Origin of the sequence: Streptomyces sp. NPDC058240 (genome assembly GCF_042882135.1) — a bacterium.
Lineage (GTDB): Bacteria > Actinomycetota > Actinomycetes > Streptomycetales > Streptomycetaceae > Streptomyces.
This window is the reverse complement of the sequence record NZ_JBHVWT010000002.1, coordinates 127,561-146,721: the sequence shown is the minus strand read 5'-3', so window position 1 is coordinate 146,721 and position 19,161 is coordinate 127,561. Positions and strand designations below refer to the sequence as shown.

Genomic DNA, 19,161 nt, shown 5'->3' with positions numbered 1-19,161 from the left:
TTCACGTGAAACCGGGGCGGGTCAGTCCTCGCGCTCCTTGTCCGCGAGCACGATGACGCAGACCGATACGGCGATGAGCAGTGCCGCGTCGGCGTCCTCCCGTACGACATCGATGCCGTAGGTGTCCCGGACGGTCAGCCGACGCCGGGAGATCTGCGCCAGCAGTTCCCCGTCGTAGTCGATGGCGAACTCGCGGTCCAGGATCTTGCCGCTGACGTCGAGCTCGGTGCCGTCGGCCAGCGTGACCCGGTAGTGGTTGCGCAGCAGCGACAGCCGCTTGCGCTTGATCCTGGCGAGCTGTTCGCCGTCGCGCTCGATGAGCATCGTGTCGCGCAGGCTGAGCAGCTTCTGCCGGATCTCGACCAGGATCCGGCCCTGTGCGTCCTTCAGCTCGAAGGTGTCCCGCACCCGCATGGCCTTGCCGTCGACGAGGAACACCTTGCGGCCGTCCGCGTCCTCGATCCAGTAGTCGTCACCGACGGCGAAGAGTCGTTCACGCACCAGGAATCTCATGGCTCACAGGGTGCCCGACGACCCTCCGGAATGTGTGCATTGCGGTCCTGGATTCCTGGAAGTTCACCACGGAGCAATGAACTTCTGGAGATACTCAATTGGTGCACCAAGACACAATCTGTGATCTGTACCTGTGCCTGTCCCTCGACCGGGACGGCAAGACCGCAATCGAACGGCAGGAAGCCGACTGCCGTGCATGGGCCGAACGTAACGGTCTGACCGTACGCAAGGTCCACATGGACAGGGGGCGCTCCGGCTACAAGGCCGTTGAGCGCAAGGGGTTCGACGCCGCACTTGCGGCAGTCACCGCCGGAGTGGTCGGCACGCTGATCGTCTGGAAGTTGGATTGCCTGTCCCGCAAAGGAATCGGCCAGGTGGGCAAGGTGCTCGACGACATCGAAAAGGCGGGCGGCCGTTTCGTATCCGTCATCGACGGTCTCGACACATCGAACGACTCGGCCCGGATGATCGTCGCCATGCTCGCGGAGCTGGCACGGTCGGAGTCCAAGAACCTCGGTACGCGCGTGGGCCACGCGAAAAGGTACCTGCGCAGCAAGGGGCAGTGGATCGGGGGACAGCCGCCTTACGGGCTCAAGGTGGACCCGAAGACGAAGAAGCTCGTCCATGACCCCGAGGACGCCGTGTACGCCCGCCTGATCGCGGATGAGGCGCTGGCAGGCGTGTCTCTTGTGAAGATCGCGCGGTTGCTCAACGAGTACGACATCCCCTCACCGCGCGGCGGGCAGTGGAATGCAGCGAGCATCATGCAGCTCCTGCGGTCACCTGCGCTCGCTGGTCTCATGCCGGAGACAGAAACCGTTGAGACGGACGACGGGGAGAAGAAGTACACGGGACGGGTCTTCCCGTACCAGGATCCCGAGACGCTCGACCCGGTGGAGATCGGCGAGGGGATCATCACGGTTGGCGAACGGGATCGCATCATCCGCCAATTCGAGTCACGCACCTTCGTGCATGCGGGCAAACGCCGTCCGAAGTCACAGGGCACGGCGCTGCTCACGGGGCTGGTGTTCTGCGGCGTACCGGGGTGTGGCAGCCGTATGCACCGTGTGGGCAACAGCTACCAGTGCTGGTCGCACCGCTCGGGCAATCAGTGCATCGGAGCGTCCGCGCTGGCCGATGCGGTCGACGCCTACGTGACCGAAAGGTTTCTGACCAAGGTCCCAGCACTCGACCTTGACGACCCTCTCCTGATCGCGATTGCGGATCGCTGGGTTCATCGTGTCGATCCGGAGACGTTCGCGAAGCGTGACGCCATCGCAGTCGAAGTCCAAGACGAAGAGGCCCGGTTGGCGGACCTCGAAGACGCACGCTACGTGCGCGGCGAGTTCACCGGTCCTGCGGCGATTGACCGCTACAACCGGCTGACCGAGCGGCTGCGTGGCCGCATCGACGGCTTGCGTGATGATCTTGGCAAGCTGCCGATGCCGTCGATGGACGTAAGGCCGATGCTTGATGCTGTCCAGCTCCGTGAGGCGTGGGGCGACTCCACAGTCGATGACCGCCGCGATCGTCTGTCGCTCGCCATCGATCGCGTGGAAGTCAGCAAGGGCAAGCGTGGGGCTCGGCTCATTCCGGAGCAGCGTATCCGGATCCGCTGGGCCGGCCTGACGGAGGCGGAAGTCCTGTAGCCCCGGCTTGGAGCCTTTCGCGGCCCGTCGCTGAGAATCTTGGTGACGGGCCGTTCGCCTGCCTTGAGAGCGTGCGCAGCTCCTGCACGCCTTCCCGACCACTCGTCGGCCCCTCCAGCGCACGGGCGGGGCGCTCTGTCTTGTCCTCAGAAACGATGCCTGCGATGCCGCTGAGGCTTCCGCCTTGCTGGTGTCACCCATGAACGTGCGTTTCCTCTGTGGTGGCACTCTTGAACCATGAACGATGCGACTCCCACCCCCGCTCCGCGCCGAGCCCGCGTCCGTGCCCCCGAGCTGGTCGGGAAGGGCGGCTGGCTCAACACTGGTGGGAAGGATCTGACGCTCGCGGATCTACGAGGCAAGTGTGCCGTTGTAGATTTCTGGACCTTCTGCTGTGTGAACTGCCTGCATGTCCTCGATGAGCTGCGCGAGCTGGAGGAGAAGCACCGCGACACCCTGGTGATCATCGGGGTGCACTCGCCGAAGTTCGTCCACGAGGCCGAGCACCGGGCCGTCGTCGATGCCGTCGAGCGGTACGAGGTCCACCACCCGGTCCTCGACGATCCGGAACTGGCGACCTGGAAGCAGTACGCCGTACGGGCCTGGCCCACGCTCGTCGTCATCGACCCCGAGGGCTATATCGTCGCCCAGCACGCCGGCGAGGGCCATGCGCACGCCATCGAGAAGCTGGTCGAGGAGCTGGAGGCCGAGCACGCGGCGAAGGGCACGCTGCGCCGCGGCGACGGCCCCTATGTCGCGCCCGAACCGGTCGCCACGCATCTGCGCTTCCCCGGCAAGGCGCTGCTCCTGCCCGACGGCGGCTTCCTCGTCTCCGACACCACCCGTCACCGCCTGGTCGAGATCGAACGTGACAGTGAAACGGTTCGCCGTCACATCGGAACAGGGGACAGGGGGTTCACCGACGGCGCACCCGACGAGGCCCGGTTCTCCGAGCCGCAGGGCCTCGCCGTCCTGCCCGACGGCCGGATCGCGGTCGCCGACACGGTCAACCACGCCATCCGCGCCCTCGACCTCTCCACCGGGGCGACGACGACGCTCGCCGGCACCGGCCGCCAGTGGTGGCAGGGCTCGCCGACGTCCGGACCGGCCCGCGAGGTCGACCTCTCCTCCCCCTGGGACGTCGCCTGGTTCGCGGACCGGCTGTGGATCGCCATGGCGGGCGTGCACCAGCTGTGGACGTACGACCCCGTGACGCGGACCGTCCAGGTCGCCGCGGGTACCACCAACGAGGGCCTGGTCGACGGGCCCGCCGCCGAGGCCTGGTTCGCCCAGCCGTCCGGGCTCGCCACGTCCGCCGACGGGGAGCGGCTCTGGGTCGCCGACCCGGAGACGTCCGCCCTGCGGTACGTCGAGCGCGACGGATCCGGCTTCGCCGTCCGTACGGCCGTCGGCACCGGACTCTTCGACTTCGGACACCGCGACGGCGCCGCCGGGCAGGCCCTGTTCCAGCACCCGCTGGGGGTGACCGCGCTGCCCGACGGGTCCGTCGCCGTCTGCGACACGTACAACCACGCGCTGCGGCGCTACGACCCCGGGAGCGGTGAGGTCACCACCCTGGCCACGGATCTGCGCGAGCCGAGCGACGCCGTGCTGGTCGACGGCGATCTCGTGGTCGTCGAGTCCGCCCGGCACCGGCTGACCCGGCTGCGGCTCCCCGAGGAGGCCGTACGCGTCGCCGACCGCGCCCACCGCACCCGGCGCGCGGCCACCGAGATCGCCCCGGGCACGCTCCGGCTCGATGTGGTCTTCCAGGCGCCCGCCGGGCAGAAGCTGGACACCCGGTACGGCCCCTCGACCCGGCTGCTGGTCTCGGCGACCCCGCCGGAGCTGCTGGCCGAGGGCGCGGGCCCCGGTACCGACCTCTTCCGCGACCTGGTCCTCGGCGAGGGCGTCACCGAGGGCGTCCTGCATGTGTCGGCGATGGCGGCGTCCTGCGACGACGACCCGCTGAACGAGTACCCGGCCTGCCATGTCCACCAGCAGGACTGGGGCGTCCCCGTCCGCGTGAGCGCACAGGGAACGCCCCGGCTGCCGCTGGTGCTGGCAGGAATGGACGAGCAGGCCTGACCTCCCGCAGCCTCCCGGGCGCTTTCGTGATCGCGTCCGGGAGGGGGCTCACCCGTTGTCGGTGAGCCGTCGGACCGCCTCCTCGTACCGCTTGCGGTACTCCGGCTCGGCCGTCACCCGCAGCAGCGCCTGGAGGGCCCGTACCGCGCCGGTGTCGTATCCGGCGGACTCCGCCTCCCCGGCCGCCCGGTCGAGCAGCCGGATCCCGTCGTTCTCCTCGCCGAGCGCCAGACGGGCCTCGCCGCTGGTGGTCAGCAGCAGCACCCGGCGGGCGACCTCCTCGTGCTCGGGCCCCAGGTCGAGCGCCGTCCGGACGGATTCGAGGGCTTCGTGCGGCCGGTTCGCGGTCAGCTGCAGCCGGGCGAGGTGCTGGAGCGCCAGCATCTCGGTGTGCGCTTCCCGTTCCTCACGGGCCAGGTCGACAGCCCGCCCGCAGCCCTCCAGAGCCGTGTCGAGCTCTCCCTGCTCGGCCTGGACGACGGCGAGGTTGATCAGTGCGGTCGCCTCGCCGAGCCGGTCGCCGGCCTGCCGGGCCAGACCGGGCGAGCGCTCCAGCAGGGTGACGGCCTCGGTGGTCCTGCCCTCCTCGGTCAGCACCCAGCCCAGCAGGCTGAGCACCCTCGACTCGGCGTACGCGTCGTCGTGGGCGCGCGCGGAGTCCAGCGCCAGCTCCAGCAGCGGGGACCAGTTGTCCCGCACCCGCCACACCACCTGCGGCCACTGGAGCAGGATGATCCGCCACGCCCGGTCGTGGAATCCGGCGGTCCGGGCCGCGTCGGCGGCCAGCGCCAGATCGTCGCGTTCGGTCGCCAGCCAGTGCATCGCCGCCGCCCGGTCGACGAAGTCCCGTACGGCGACCGGGCGGTGGTAGTCCTCCGGCAGGACGAAGCAGAGCTCGCCGCCGGGCTCGGCCGTGTCGGCGGCGGCGAGCGCGGTGGCGATGTAGTGGTCGAGGACACCGATGAGCGCCTCGGACCCGCCCGCGGGGTCCATGCCGCGGGCGTAGAGGCGCACCAGATCGTGCAGCACCCAGCGCCCCGGCGCCGTCTCGGTGACGAGATGGGCGGCGGCGAGCCGTTCCAGCGCCGCCGTGGCGACGACCGGGTCGGTGCCGGCGAGCGCGGCGGCCGTGTACGGGTCGAAGTGGCCTCCGGGGTGGTGGCCGAGCCGGGCGAGCTGGTGGACGGCGTCCTGCGGCAGCTGCTGCACGGTCAGCCGCAGCGCGGCCGAGACACCGGTGTCGTCCACGTCGAGGTACGTCAGCCGGCTGCGCTCGTCGGCCAGTTCGTCCGCGAGACCGGCCAGCGTCCAGGTCGGGCGTCCGGCCAGCCGGGCCGCGGTGACCCGGAGGGCGAGCGGCAGCCCTCCGCAGAGTTCGGCGAGCCGGCGGGCCGCGACCGGTTCGGCGAGCACCCGGTCCTCACCGAGCACACCGGCCAGCAGGGCCGTGCCGTCCGGCGGTTCGAGCACGTCGAGCGGTACGGGACGGGCCGCGTCCGAGGCGATGAGGCCCTCCAGCCGGTGCCTGCTGGTGACCAGCGTGACGCAGTCGGTGCCGCCCGGCAGCAGCGGCCGGACGGTGGCGGAGTGGCGGGCGTTGTCGAGTATGACGAGCAGACGGCGCCGGTCGGTCAGCGACCGGAAGAGCGCGGCCGCGGCCGAGACGGACTCCGGGACGCGGCGGGGCGCGACGCCGAGCGCCAGCAGGAACTCGCGCAGGACTTCGACGAGTGCGGGCTCACCGGTGTCGCTGAACCCGCGCAGATCGGCGAAGAGCCGTCCGTCCGGGAAGGCGGCCGGATTGCGGTGCGCCCACTGCAGGGCCAGCGCGGTCTTGCCCACCCCGGCCGGTCCGGTGACCAGGCAGACGGGTGCCTCGCCCGCCGCGGCCCGGGTGAGGGCGGCCAGTTCGGCGGTCCGCCCCTGGAAGCCGCGGGGCGCGCGGGGCAGCAGATCGGTGGGGTGCGGCTCGCCGGCGAGGGACGGCACGGGGAGGGGTCGGGGCGGCGCGGGGCTGGGGGCGCCGCCCGTACCGCCGCCCGTACCGCCGAGCAGGTCGGCCGGGCGGTCGGCCGGTGCTGCCGCGGCCCCGCCGTCCGTTCCGGCCCGCCGGTCCGCCGCCGGGCGGGCCGCGGGCACGGCCCCGTTCCCGGAGCCGCCGCTGTCACCGCCGCCCGACCGGACCGGGCCGCGGGCTGTCGTCCCCGGACCGCCGGGCGCGTTCCGTCCGCCCTCCCGTCCGGCGTCCGGCCCGGGGTCGCCGCGCAGGATCAGCGCGTACGCGTCGGCGAGTTCGTGTCCGGGATCGATCCCCAGCTCGTCGGCGAGCAGCCGCCTGGTGCGGTGGAACCAGTCCAGTGCCTCCGACTGACGTCCCGCCCGGTACAGCGCCGTCATCAGGGCCGCCGCCAGCGACTCCCGCATCGGATGCGCGACGGCTTCCGACCGCAGGACCGCCGCTGCCCGGTTGTGCTCCCCCAGCGCGGCGTAGGCGCGCGCCAGTTGCTCGACCGTCGCCAGCCGCGACTCCTCCAGCGAGTGCGCGGCCGCCTGGAGCGGCCGTCCGGCGAACGCGCCGCTGAGCGCCGGGCCCTGCCACAGGGACAGGGCCTCCTTGAGCATCAGTACCGCGTCGGCGGGGCTGCGCTGCCCCCGCGCCAGCGTCAGCAGCTCCTCGAAGCGCTGCGAGTCCAGCAGGGTCTCCGGCAGCCGCAGCACATAGGCGTCGCCGAGGGTGACCAGCTCCACCCCGTACGCCTCCGCGTCCGCACCCACCAGCAGGGCGCGCAGCCGGGACACATGCCCCTGGATGACGCTGCGGGCGTGCAGCGGCGGTGTGTCGTCCCACAGGGAGTCCGTCAGCCTGGCGATGGAGACGGGGGTGTTGGCGGACAGCAGCAGCGCGGCGAGCAGACTGCGGCGCTTGGCGGGGCCGAGCGGCAGCGGCCCGGTGAACGTGTCGACGGAGACGGTGCCGAGCAGCCGGAACTCCACGAGCAGCTTCCCTTCCGGGCGGGATGCGCCCGGAGCCGGGCACGGGAAAGTCCCAGGATATCGGGGGTGCCGGGGAGTCGGCGACGGGTCGTGCCCGATCGGCGGGGTGCGAGCGGAACGGCGTCGTCGGCCGGGCCGGCGCGCCTCGCGCACCGGCCCGTCGATGGCCTCGCGGCGGGTGGCTCAGCCCGCCAGGAACGCTGTCAGCGCGTTGGCCAGCAGATACGGGTCGTCCGCCCCGCACAGCTCACGGGCGCTGTGCATCGACAGGATCGCGACGCCGATGTCCACGGTCTGGATCCCGTGCCGGGCAGCGGTGATCGGGCCGATCGTGGTGCCGCACGGCATCGAGTTGTTGGAGACGAACGACTGCCACGGCACGTCCGCCTTCCGGCACGCCGCCGCGAACACGGCCCGGCCGCTGCCATCGGTCGCGTACCGCATATTGACGTTGACCTTGAGGATCGGTCCGCCGTTGGCCACCGGGTGGTGGGTCGGGTCGTGGCGCTCGGCGTAGTTGGGGTGGATCGCGTGACCGGTGTCGGAGGAGAGACAGACGGTCCCGGCGAAGGCACGGGCGCGGTCCTCGTACGTCCCGCCGCGCGCGAAGACGGAACGCTCCAGGACCGTGCCGAGCAGCGGCCCGTCGGCGCCGGTGTCGGACTGCGAGCCGTTCTCCTCGTGGTCGAAGGCGGCCATGACCGGGATGTACGGAAGCTCCTCGTCCGGCTGCCCGGCGACGGCGCCGAGTGCGGCGGTCGCCGCGTGCACGGAGAGCAGGTTGTCCATCCTGGGACCGGCCAGCAGTTCGCGGTCCCGGCCCAGGTAGGCGGGCGGCTCGACGGCGTGCGGCATCAGGTCCCAGCCGGTCACGTCCTCGGCGTCGACGCCGGCCTCCTCGGCGACGAACCGGATCAGGTCGCCTTCCTCGACGTTCCCGAGCCCCCAGATCGGCTGCATGTGCTTCTGCCGGTCGAGCTTGAGCCCGTCGGGGTTGGCCGACCGGTCCAGGTGCACGGCCAGCTGCGGTACGCGCAGCAGCGGCCGGTCGATGTTCACCAGCCGGTGCGTGCCGTCGCGCAGTGAGATCCGGCCGGCCAGGCCGAGGTCCCGGTCGAGCCAGGTGTTGAGCAGCGTCCCGCCGTAGACCTCCACGGCGACCTGCCGCCAGCCGTGCGCCCCGGTGTCGGGCAGCGGCTTGACCCGCAGGTTCGGCGAGTCGGTGTGCGCCCCGACGATCCGGAACGGGGTGTGCGCCTCGGCGCCCTCCGGTACGTACCAGGCCACGATCGCACCGCCGCGCAGGACGTACTTGCCCCCGCTGGTCCCGTCCCAGGCCGCGGTCTCCTCGACCTGCCGGAACCCGGCCTTCTCCAGTCGGGCGGCCGCGGTCGCCACGGCGTGGTACGGGGAGGGGGAGGCCATCAGGAAGGCCATCAGATCGTCGGTGTGACCGCGGTCGAAGCGGAGGGAGGAACTCATGTTCCTCACTGTAACGAGACCGGACCGGGCGGCTTCACCACCGTCGCACGAGGGCGTCCGCTCAATGTCCCGGGAGGGTCGCCGAGGGCTTCTCGCCGTTCTGGACCTGCTGCGCGCGCTCGGCGAACATGGCCGCGAACGCCTTGACCTCCTTGTCGGGGACGGCCGATTTGCCCTGGGTTCCGGTGCTGATGCCCAGGACGGTCGTCCCGACCCGGATCTGCGCGATCGTGCCCGGTCCGCCCATGGTGCCGACCGCGGCGCGGTTGGCCTCGCGCTCGGCGCCCGGACTGCCGAGGTCCACCTTCTCGGCGTCCTGGCCGACCCGGCCCCCGCCGTACCACTTGATCAGGACGTCGTACGCGGCGTCCGCGGCCTTCCCGTCCTTGTAGGCGAGGGCCCAGAAATTCAGGGTGGTCGCGTCCGCCTTGCGCGCGAAGGCGGACGAACCCCAGGACGTGGCCGTGCGGCAGGCCGTCTCCCGCTGCTCCTTCGTCCTGGACACGCAGACCGGCGGCGGGTACCCGGGGACCGGCTTCAGGGCCGCCGGCTTCATGTACATCCGCCAGCCCGGTACGGCTTTCGCGTCCGGCAGCACCGAGGCGACCTGGCCTTTGTCGAGCGCCGCCGCCTTGGCGTCGTCACCGCCCCCGCCCCCGCAGCCCGCGAGCAGCAGCACCGCCGCCCCGACCACCACGAGCCGTCCCCGCGTACCCACGAAACCCTTGTCACCCATGAGTGAACCCGCCCCCTCCGGCTGTCGGACATCCGATCTTAGAGAGGCCCGGGCCACCGGGTAGGAGCAGGTCTACAGCCGGTCGATGGCGGTCAGATCGATGTCGATGTCGTACGGGGCGGAGAGCTTCAGCCGGTCGTGGTGGACGCCGGTGGAGACGTAGGCCTTGGTCACCGCGTCGCACTCGTACGTCCACACCACGGGCCGGTCGTGCTCGCCGCTCATCTCGACCCGCCAGAAGTGCGGGATGCCCGCCGCCGCGTACTTGTGAGGTTTGGTGTCGCGGTCGCGGTCCTCGGAGTCGGGGGAGACGACCTCGACGGCGAGCAGGACGTCGGCGGCCTCGTAGCGTGTTTGTCGCGGGCCTCCTACGCCGTCCGCCTTCACCACGACGAGGTCAGGTTCTGGGACATTGCGCTTACCGAGCACGACGGCCATCTCCCGGCGTACCCGCAGAGCATCGGGAACGTGCTGGCGCAGCCCCTGTTCCAGCAGATACATCGCCAGCGTGTGAAAGTTCCGCTGCGGACGCACGAAAACCAGGCTCCCGTCGATCAGCTCTGTGTGCGGCGGGAGGTCAAGCGTGAAGAAATCGTCCACGGTGTAGCCGTCCTCGGGCGGGACCGGCCACTTGGAATCGTCGCGGCGCAGCTGCGACGCTTCGGGCAGTGCCTCGGCAGTCATGGTTCCTCCCATGGACGGGATTCTCGGACCTGCACTCAGCGTACCCAGCTGATACGACAGCACCGCCACCCGAAAGTGTGTCCGGGTGACGGTGCGTGCTGACGATCGTGAGCGGGAGGGGCTAGAACGCGGCCTCGTCCAGCTCCATCAGCGAGTTGTCGACGGACTCGGCGAGCGCGCGCTCGGCCGAGACGCCCGGCAGGACGTTGGCGGCGAAGAACTTCGCGGCGGCGATCTTGCCCTGGTAGAAGGCGATGTCCTTCGCGGAGGCGGTCGGCAGCTTCTCGGCCGCGACGGCCGCGCCCTTGAGGAGCAGGTAGCCGACGACGACATCGCCGGAGGCCATCAGCAGGCGGGTGGTGTTGAGGCCCACCTTGTAGATGTTCTTGACGTCCTCGCCGGTCGCGGTGAGGTCGGTGATCATCGTGCCGACGATCGCCTCCAGGTCCACGGCCGCCTTGGCGAGCGAGTCCAGCGCGCCGGCCAGCTCCTCGTTGCCCTGGGCGCCGGCGAGGAACTTCTTGATCTCCTCGGAGAGGGCGTTCAGCGAGGCGCCCTGGTCACGGACGATCTTCCGGAAGAAGAAGTCCTGGCCCTGGATCGCCGTCGTGCCCTCGTACAGCGTGTCGATCTTGGCGTCACGGATGTACTGCTCGATCGGGTACTCCTGGAGGTACCCGGAGCCGCCGAAGGTCTGGAGCGACTGAGCCAGCTGCTCGTAGGACTTCTCGGAGCCGTAGCCCTTCACGATCGGGAGCAGCAGGTCGTTGAGGCCGTGCAGCGCCTTCGCGTCCTCGCCCGCGGCCTCCTTCTCCTGGATCGCGTCCTGGACGGTGGCGGTGTACAGCACCAGGGAGCGCATGCCCTCGGCGTACGCCTTCTGCGTCATGAGGGAGCGGCGCACGTCGGGGTGGTGCGTGATGGTGACCTTGGGGGCGGTCTTGTCCATGAACTGCGACAGGTCGGTGCCCTGGACGCGCTCCTTGGCGTACTCCAGCGCGTTCAGGTAGCCGGTCGACAGGGTCGCGATGGCCTTCGTGCCGACCATCATGCGGGCGAACTCGATGATGCGGAACATCTGGCGGATGCCGTCGTGCTTGTCGCCGATCAGCCAGCCCTTGGCGGGGTGCTGGTCGCCGAAGGTCATCTCGCAGGTGTTGGAGGCCTTGAGGCCCATCTTGTGCTCGACGTTCGTCGCGTACACGCCGTTGCGCTCGCCCAGCTCGCCGGTGGTCCAGTCGAAGTGGAACTTCGGGACCATGAAGAGCGAGAGGCCCTTCGTGCCGGGGCCGGCGCCCTCGGGGCGGGCCAGCACGTAATGGATGATGTTCTCGGACATGTCGTGCTCGCCCGAGGTGATGAAGCGCTTCACACCCTCGATGTGCCAGGAGCCGTCCTCCTGCTCGACGGCCTTCGTGCGGCCCGCGCCGACGTCGGAACCGGCGTCCGGCTCGGTCAGCACCATCGTCGAGCCCCACTGCTTCTCGACGGCGATCTCGGCGATCTTCTTCTGCGCCTCGTTGCCCTCCTCGAAGAGGATGCCGGCGAACGCCGGGCCCGAGCAGTACATCCAGATGGCCGGGTTCGAGCCGAGCAGCAGCTCCGCGTAGCCCCAGATCAGGGAGCGCGGCGAGGTGGTGCCGCCGATCTCCTCGGGCAGGCCGAGGCGCCAGTACTCGGAGTCCATGAACGCCTGGTACGACTTCTTGAAGGTCGCCGGGACCGGCGCGGTGTTGGTCTCCGGGTCGAAGACCGGCGGGTTGCGGTCGGCGTCGGCGTAGGAGACGGCCAGCTCGTTCTCCGCGAGGCGGTTGACCTCGTCGAGGATGCTCTTCGCCGTCTCGACGTCCATCTCGGCGAACGGGCCGGTGCCGTACGTCTTGTCGCGCCCGAGGACCTCGAAGAGGTTGAACTCGATGTCGCGGAGATTCGACTTGTAGTGCCCCATGGGAAGGCTCCGTAATCAATAGCAGTGGCGCGCAGCGCCCCGGGACGGGGTGTGGGCCGGGCGGGCGACGAGCTGGCGGTGCGTATATCAGCTGACCTCTACGATGATGCTACCCGTCAGTAATAAGACGCAACCCCTCAAGGCTCCGATGTGTCCGATTACTCTTTGCGCTATGTACGGCTACGACCAGAACCCGGGCGCACAGCAGCAGATGGGTGGCGGCTACGGCGAGCAGCCGCTGTATCCCGAACCCTCGCCGCCGTCCCTGGGCGACGCGGTACGGGCCTTCACCACCGGCTCGCTGTCCGCCGAGGACTTCCAGCAGATCTTCGCGACGTCGAAGGTCTACTGCCCGCGCGGCGACAATCCCGGGTTCCTGGCGCTGCACAACACCCAGCAGCCGGTGATCCCGATGTTCACCACGCTCAAGGAGCTGCGGCTGTACGCGGGCAAGGAGTCCAAGTACTTCGTGATCACCGGGGCCGAGGTGATCGACCTGCTGCCGACCGGCTACGGCTTCGTCCTCGACATGGAGGGTGAGCACCGCATGGTCTTCGACGCGAAGGCCGTGGAGCAGATGGTCGACTTCGCGATGCGTCGCATGTACGGCTGAGATCCGATCGGAACAACGCGAAGGGGGCCCGTGCCGCTCGGCACGGGCCCCCTTCGCGCTGCCCTCGGCCGGCGGGGAATGGATGACACCTTGCAAGATGTTCACCATTCAACTAAATTGAAGGCAGGACGATCCCGGAGGTGGCTCCCATGCCCGCAGTGACTGTCGAAAATCCGCTGACCCTGCCCAAGGTCGCCGCCCCGGGCGACGCAGCGGACCGCCCCGTGCTCGCCGTCACCACGGCGCCGAGCGGATTCGAGGGCGAGGGCTTCCCGGTTCGCCGGGCGTTCGCCGGTATCAACTACAAGCACCTCGACCCGTTCATCATGATGGACCAGATGGGTGAGGTGGAGTACGCGGCCGGTGAGCCGAAGGGCACCCCCTGGCACCCGCACCGCGGCTTCGAGACCGTCACGTACCTGATCGACGGAACCTTCGTCCACCAGGACTCCAACGGCGGCGGCGGCACCATCCGGAACGGCGACACCCAGTGGATGACCGCCGGTTCCGGTCTTCTGCACATCGAGGCCCCGCCGGAGTCCCTCGTGATGTCGGGCGGCCTCTTCCACGGCCTCCAGCTCTGGGTCAACCTGCCCAAGGCCGACAAGATGATGGACCCCCGCTACCAGGACATCCGCGGCGGCCAGGTCCAGCTCCTCGCCTCCCCGGACGGCGGCGCGCTGCTCCGCGTCATCGCCGGTGAGCTCGACGGGCACGAGGGCCCCGGCATCACCCACACCCCGATCACGATGATCCACGCCACCGTGCGCCCCGGCGCCGAGGTGACCCTGCCGTGGCGCGAGGACTTCAACGGACTCGCGTACGTGCTGGCCGGCCGCGGCACCGTCGGCGCGGAGCGCCGCCCCGTCCACATGGGGCAGACCGCGGTCTTCGGCGCCGGTTCCGCGCTGACCGTCCGCGCGGACGAGAAGCAGGACGGCAACGCCCCGGACCTGGAGGTCGTGCTGCTCGGCGGCCGCCCGATCCGTGAGCCGATGGCGCACTACGGACCGTTCGTGATGAACAGCCAGGCCGAACTGAAGCAGGCCTTCGAGGACTTCCAGGCCGGCCGCCTCGGCACCGTGCCCGCGGTTCACGGAATGTGATACCCGCAGCCGGAGTGTGACAGTCCGTCATTCATAAGGCCCCACAAGCGGGACATCGCACCCGCGCCGTGATTGGGTGGGAGGGTGCAGAACCAGAAGCCCCTCCTGCCCGATGCCGCGCGGCGCACAGCGGCCTGGTGCGGTGTTGTTCTCCTCGTCACCGGGGTCGCCGCAGTCGCCATCTGGCTGTGCATCATTTTCAAGACCGCCATCACTCCCGTGCTGCTCGCGCTGCTCGGTACGGCGCTGCTCGGTCCGGTGCACCGCTGGCTGACCGCCCGCGGACTGAAGCGCTCGCTCGCTGCGGGGCTCACCTGCGTACTGCTCGTCGCAGTGGTCGGCGGTGCCGGGTACATCGTCGTCACCGCGCTCGTCGACACCGGTGACCAGATCGTCCGGTCGCTGAAGGACACCGCCCAGTGGGTCGTCGACCACTTCGGGATCGGCAGGAGCACCAATGTGGACGACCTCGCGTCCAACGTCCAGAAGCTCGTCGAGAAGTTCGGCGCGAGCGCCGCGGGCGGGCTCCTCTCCGGGCTCAGCCTGATCGGCTCGCTCATCGCCACCAGCGTCCTCGCCCTCCTGCTGACCTTCTTCTTCCTGCGCGACTCCGACCGGGCCGCGCAGCTCGCCCACTCGGTCGCCCCGCGCGGTACCGGGGAGCTGGTCGAGGCGATGGGGCGGCGGGCCTTCGAAGCCGTCCAGGGCTTCATGCGGGGCACCACGTTCATCGCGCTGATCGACGCCGTCTGCATCACCGTCGGCCTGCTGATCCTGCGTGTTCCCGGCGCGGTGGGGCTCGGTGCGCTGGTCTTCGTCGGTGCCTACATCCCCTACCTCGGGGCCTTCATCTCGGGCGCCGTCGCCGTGCTGGTCGCGCTCGCCGACCGGGGGTTCGTGATCGCGCTCTGGGCGCTGGGGGTCGTGCTCGCCGTGCAGGTGCTGGAGGGCCACGTCCTGCAACCGATGATCCAGAGCCGTACGGTGCAGATGCACCCGGCCATGATCATGATCGCGATCACCGCGGGCGCCAGTGTGGCCGGCCTGCTGGGCATGCTGCTCGCGGTCCCGGTCTGCGCGGCTGCCTTCGGCATCCTCGGCGAGCTGCGCAAAGAGCGCCCGGGGTCGCCGTCCGGGGGCGAACCGGCGGGCGGCGCACCCGACAGCCTCTGAGGCCCGGCTCAGCTCCCCGCCCCGGCACTCGGCCCCGACTCGTGCAGCTCGAACCAGATCGACTTCCCGGCCCCCTGCGGATCCACCCCCCACGCGTCGGCGAGCATCTCCATCAGCACCAGCCCCCGGCCGCTGGAGGCCATCTCCCCGGGACGCCGCTTGTGCGGCAGTTCGTCGCTGCCGTCGGACACCTCCACGCGCAGCCGCCGCTCGCCGTGCTCCCCCGTCGCCTGCGCGAGCATCAGCGCGTCCCCGTCCGTGTGGACGAGGACATTGGTGGCCATCTCGGAGATCATCAGCACCGCCGCGTCGACCTGCTCCGGATCCGCCCAGTCGTGCAGCAGGTCCCGCAGCTGCTGCCGGGCCGCCGCGATCCGCTCCGGCTGGGCCTGCGCGATGGTCAGGGCGGTGCGCCGCGGCGCCGGCTGTTTCCGGGTTCCCCCGTCGCGCCGGAGCAGGAGCAGCGCGATGTCGTCCTCCCGGCGGTCCGCCAGCGGGCCCGTCGTGTAGTGCGAGGTCGGCCCGTGCACCGCCTGCACGAGGGCGTCGGCGAGCTTCTCCAGGTCGTCCGTGTGCTCTTCCAGGACCGGCCGCAGCCGGTCCCAGCCGGAGAACATGTCGTGGCCGCCGGTCTCGATCAGCCCGTCCGTGCAGAGCATGATCGTTTCTCCGGGCTCCAGGGTGAGCCGGCTCGTCGGATAGTCGGCGTCCTCCTCGACGCCGAGCGGCAGTCCGCCCTCGGTCTGGCGGATCATCGCGGTCCCGTCGGCGGTGGTGACCACGGGGTCGGGATGGCCGGCCCGCGCGATGTCGAGCGTGCCGGACTCCGGGTCGACCTCCGCGTACAGGCAGGTGGCGAAGCGCGGCCCGGTCGTCGCCCCGTTCTCGTACGCGTCGGTGAGCCCGGAGAGGAAGCGCGAGGCGCGCGAGAGCACCGCGTCCGGACGGTGTCCCTCGGAGGCGTAGGCGCGCAGCGCGATCCGCAACTGGCCCATCAGCCCGGCGGCCCGCACGTCGTGGCCCTGGACGTCGCCGATGACCAGGGCGATACGGCCGTTGGGGAGCGGGATCATGTCGTACCAGTCGCCGCCGACCTGGAGCCCGCCGCCGGTCGGGATGTAGCGGGCGGCGACGGTCATCCCCGGGATGTCGGGGCCGAGCGTCGGCATCATCGAGCGCTGGAGCCCCAGCGACAGCTCCCGCTCGGTCTCGGCGACCCCGGCCCGGGTCAGTGCCTGCGCGAGCATCCGGGCCACGGTCGTCAGTACGGACCGCTCGTCCGGCGAGAACGACACCGGGTGCTTGAACCCCGCCATCCACGCGCCCATGGTGTGCCCCGCGACGATCAGCGGCAGGAAGGCCCAGGACTGGCGCCCGAAACGGCTGGCGAGCGGCCAGGTGACCGGGTAGCGGCGGCCGTAGTCCTCGGGCGACGGCAGATAGATCGCCCGCCCCGTCCGTGCGACCTCGGCGGCCGGGTAGTCGGTCTCCAGCGGCATGTCGGTGAACGGGTCCTCGTCGCCGACGCTGTGTCCGTGGTGCCCGATGACCGTCAGCCGCTCGCCCGCGATGCCGAAGACCGCCAGGCCGTCCGGTGAGAAACCCGGCATGGAGAGCGAGGCGGCGACCCGCAGCACCTCCGCGGTCGACCTGGCCTCGGCCAGCGCCCGGCCCGCGTCCAGCAGGAAGGCCTCGCGGGAGCGGCGCCAGTCCCCGGTGATGGGGGTGTGCGCCCCGGTGGTGCCGGGCTGCGGCTCGGCGACTTCCTGAAGGGTGCCGACCAGTATGTAGTCCGCGCCGCTCGCCACCTCGACCGGGAGCGGCTTGGAGCGGCTGCGCACCGTGCGCAGCACCCGGCCGCTCCCGTCGACGATCCGCAGCCGGGCCTCGGCGAGGGTGCCCTCGGCGCGGGCGAGATTCACCACCCCGTAGATCTCGTTCCAGTCGACGGGGTGGAAACGGGAACGCACCGCGGACTCGCGGAAGACACCGGCCGCGGCGGGCAGCTCCAGGAGCCGGGCCGCCTCCGCATCGAGCGTGACGGTCCCGGCTGTGTTGTCCCAGCGCCACAGACCGGTCGCGGTCGCGGCCAGGACGTCCTCGGTGCGCATTGCCCCACTTTAAGAAGATCTGCTCCGCGAACGCCACCGAGGGTGGTCGCCCGGGGAGCGTCCGGGGAGGGTTCGGGGAGGGGGCGGGGACGGTCCGGGCGGTCCCGGCGGGACGTCCGACGGGCTCCGGATGATCTTGAAATGTCAATGTCAATGATTCGGTGCGGGTGCGGGCGGTAGCCTGGGGTGGCTGAATCCACCCCGAACCGCGAAGACTGGATGAACGACGATGCATCGGTACAGGTCCCACACCTGCGGCGAGCTCCGCGCCTCTGACGTCGGCACCGACGTCCGACTGAGCGGCTGGCTGCACAATCGCCGAGACCTGGGTGGCATCCTCTTCATCGATCTGCGCGACCACTACGGTCTGGTGCAGCTCGTCGCCCGCCCCGGCACCCCCGGCAACGAGGCGCTGGCGAAGCTCACCAAGGAGACCGTCGTACGGATCGACGGCAAGGTCTCCGCGCGCGGTGCCGACAACGTGAACCCGGAGCTCCCGACCGGCGAGATCGAGATCGAGGTCACCGAGGTTGAGGTGCTGGGCGAGGCCGCCCCGCTGCCCTTCACGATCAACGCCGAGGACGGGGTCAACGAGGAGCGGCGCCTGGAGTACCGCTTCCTCGACCTGCGCCGCGAGCGCATGCACCGCAACATCATGCTGCGCTCGGCGGTCATCGCCGCCATCCGCGCCAAGATGGTGGCCCTCGGCTTCAACGAGATGGCGACCCCGATCCTCACCGCGACCTCCCCCGAGGGCGCCCGTGACTTCGTCGTCCCGTCCCGTCTGAACCCGGGCAAGTTCTACGCCCTGCCCCAGGCCCCGCAGCAGTTCAAGCAGCTGCTGATGATCTCCGGCTTCGACCGCTACTTCCAGATCGCGCCGTGCTTCCGCGACGAGGACGCCCGCGCGGACCGTTCGCCCGGCGAGTTCTACCAGCTCGACGTCGAGATGTCGTTCGTCGAGCAGGAGGACGTCTTCCGGCCGATCGAGAAGCTGATGACCGAGCTCTTCGAGGAGTTCGGCAACGGCCGCCACGTCACCTCGCCGTTCCCGCGCATCCCGTTCCGCGAGTCGATGCTGAAGTACGGCAACGACAAGCCCGACCTGCGCGCCAAGCTGGAACTGGTCGACATCTCCGACGTCTTCGCCGGCTCGGAGTTCAAGGCGTTCGCCGGCAAGCACGTCCGCGCCCTCCCGGTCCCGGACACCGCGGGCCAGTCCCGGAAGTTCTTCGACGGCCTCGGCGACTACGCCGTCCAGCACGGCGCCAAGGGCCTGGCCTGGGTCCGCGTCGGCGAGGACGGCACCCTGGCGGGACCGATCGCCAAGTTCCTCACCGAGACCGACGTCAAGACCCTCACCGAGCGTCTCTCCCTCGTCCCCGGCCACGCGGTCTTCTTCGGCGCGGGCGAGTTCGACGAGGTCTCCAAGATCATGTCCGCCGTCCGCGTCGAGGCCGCCAAGCGCGCCGGCCACTTCGAGGAGGGCGTCTTCCGGTTCTGCTGGGTCGTCGACTTCCCGATGTACGAGAAGGACGAGGACACCGGCCGGATCGACTTCTCGCACAACCCCTTCTCGATGCCCCAGGGCGGCCTGAAGGACCTGGAGGAGAAGGACCCGCTGGACATCCTCGCCTGGCAGTACGACATCGTCTGCAACGGCATCGAGCTGTCCTCCGGCGCCATCCGCAACCACGAGCCCGAGCTGATGCTCAAGGCCTTCGAGATCGCCGGTTACGACCGCGAGACCGTCGAGCACGAGTTCGCGGGCATGCTCCGCGCCTTCCGCCTCGGCGCCCCGCCGCACGGCGGCATCGCCCCGGGCGTCGACCGCATCGTGATGCTGCTGGCCGACGAGCCCAACATCCGCGAGACGATCGCCTTCCCGCTCAACGGCAACGCCCAGGACCTGATGATGGGTGCTCCGACGGAGCTGGACGAGACCCGCCTGCGCGAGCTGAACATCCAGCTCCGCAAGCCGGCCGCGTCGGTGAAGGAAAAGGCGGACGCCAAGGATTCCGTGGCGAGGGACACCGGCGCGAAGTAAGCGTCACCGGTTCCGCT

13 protein-coding genes are annotated in these 19,161 nt (G+C 70.3%); 6 read left to right on the top strand and 7 right to left on the bottom strand.

Annotated features, from left to right (window positions below):
* Positions 1 to 21: 21 nt before the first annotated feature.
* Complete coding sequence (locus ACFVX4_RS05885) at positions 22 to 513, bottom strand: LURP-one-related/scramblase family protein (RefSeq protein WP_389972355.1); 492 nt, start codon at positions 511 to 513, stop codon at positions 22 to 24.
* 101 nt (positions 514 to 614) lie between these two features.
* On the opposite strand from ACFVX4_RS05885, the gene ACFVX4_RS05880 reads away from it, so the two are divergent.
* Both ACFVX4_RS05880 and ACFVX4_RS05875 read left to right on the top strand, forming a co-directional pair.
* Complete coding sequence (locus tag ACFVX4_RS05880) at positions 615 to 2,162, top strand: recombinase family protein (protein ID WP_389972353.1); 1,548 nt, start codon at positions 615 to 617, stop codon at positions 2,160 to 2,162.
* Between the two features lie 237 nt (positions 2,163 to 2,399).
* Complete coding sequence (locus ACFVX4_RS05875) at positions 2,400 to 4,250, top strand: NHL domain-containing thioredoxin family protein (RefSeq protein WP_389972351.1); 1,851 nt, start codon at positions 2,400 to 2,402, stop codon at positions 4,248 to 4,250.
* Between the two features lie 48 nt (positions 4,251 to 4,298).
* Here the strand turns inward: ACFVX4_RS05875 and ACFVX4_RS05870 are convergent, their stop codons facing one another.
* The 5 genes from ACFVX4_RS05870 to ACFVX4_RS05850 form a co-directional block, all read right to left on the bottom strand.
* On the bottom strand, positions 4,299 to 7,244 hold the full coding sequence (locus ACFVX4_RS05870) for a BTAD domain-containing putative transcriptional regulator (RefSeq protein WP_389972349.1): 2,946 nt from the start codon (positions 7,242 to 7,244) through the stop codon (positions 4,299 to 4,301).
* Positions 7,245 to 7,427: 183 nt separating this feature from the next.
* The gene (locus tag ACFVX4_RS05865; protein ID WP_389972347.1) at positions 7,428 to 8,726 is read right to left on the bottom strand and encodes a M18 family aminopeptidase; all 1,299 of its coding nucleotides are present in this window, start codon (positions 8,724 to 8,726) and stop codon (positions 7,428 to 7,430) included.
* 61 nt (positions 8,727 to 8,787) lie between these two features.
* Positions 8,788 to 9,462: a hypothetical protein gene (locus ACFVX4_RS05860; RefSeq protein WP_389972345.1), complete on the bottom strand. Its 675-nt coding sequence runs from the start codon at positions 9,460 to 9,462 to the stop codon at positions 8,788 to 8,790.
* Positions 9,463 to 9,534: 72 nt separating this feature from the next.
* Positions 9,535 to 10,146: a Uma2 family endonuclease gene (locus ACFVX4_RS05855; RefSeq protein WP_389972343.1), complete on the bottom strand. Its 612-nt coding sequence runs from the start codon at positions 10,144 to 10,146 to the stop codon at positions 9,535 to 9,537.
* Positions 10,147 to 10,267: 121 nt separating this feature from the next.
* Positions 10,268 to 12,094, bottom strand: a complete 1,827-nt coding sequence (locus ACFVX4_RS05850) for an acyl-CoA dehydrogenase (protein WP_389972341.1) — start codon at positions 12,092 to 12,094, stop codon at positions 10,268 to 10,270.
* A gap of 172 nt (positions 12,095 to 12,266) precedes the next feature.
* Here ACFVX4_RS05850 and ACFVX4_RS05845 point away from each other — a divergent pair, with 172 nt between their 5' ends.
* The 3 genes from ACFVX4_RS05845 (at position 12,267) to ACFVX4_RS05835 (ending at position 14,986) form a co-directional block, all read left to right on the top strand.
* Positions 12,267 to 12,707 (top strand): SseB family protein, encoded by a 441-nt coding sequence (locus tag ACFVX4_RS05845; protein WP_072487501.1) that lies wholly within the window; start codon positions 12,267 to 12,269, stop codon positions 12,705 to 12,707.
* A 149-nt stretch (positions 12,708 to 12,856) separates the two neighbouring features.
* Positions 12,857 to 13,813 carry a pirin family protein gene (locus tag ACFVX4_RS05840; protein WP_389972339.1) on the top strand — a complete coding sequence of 319 codons (957 nt, stop codon included), beginning with the start codon at positions 12,857 to 12,859 and terminating at the stop codon, positions 13,811 to 13,813.
* Positions 13,814 to 13,897: 84 nt separating this feature from the next.
* Complete coding sequence (locus ACFVX4_RS05835) at positions 13,898 to 14,986, top strand: AI-2E family transporter (RefSeq protein ID WP_389972337.1); 1,089 nt, start codon at positions 13,898 to 13,900, stop codon at positions 14,984 to 14,986.
* A gap of 8 nt (positions 14,987 to 14,994) precedes the next feature.
* On the opposite strand, the gene ACFVX4_RS05830 is transcribed toward ACFVX4_RS05835, so the two are convergent.
* Positions 14,995 to 17,097 carry a SpoIIE family protein phosphatase gene (locus ACFVX4_RS05830; protein WP_389972335.1) on the bottom strand — a complete coding sequence of 701 codons (2,103 nt, stop codon included), beginning with the start codon at positions 17,095 to 17,097 and terminating at the stop codon, positions 14,995 to 14,997.
* A gap of 229 nt (positions 17,098 to 17,326) precedes the next feature.
* Between ACFVX4_RS05830 and aspS the strand changes: the two genes are divergently transcribed.
* Positions 17,327 to 19,144, top strand: coding sequence for an aspartate--tRNA ligase (gene aspS, locus ACFVX4_RS05825; RefSeq protein WP_389972333.1), 1,818 nt, complete (start codon positions 17,327 to 17,329; stop codon positions 19,142 to 19,144).
* Positions 19,145 to 19,161: the final 17 nt, after the last annotated feature.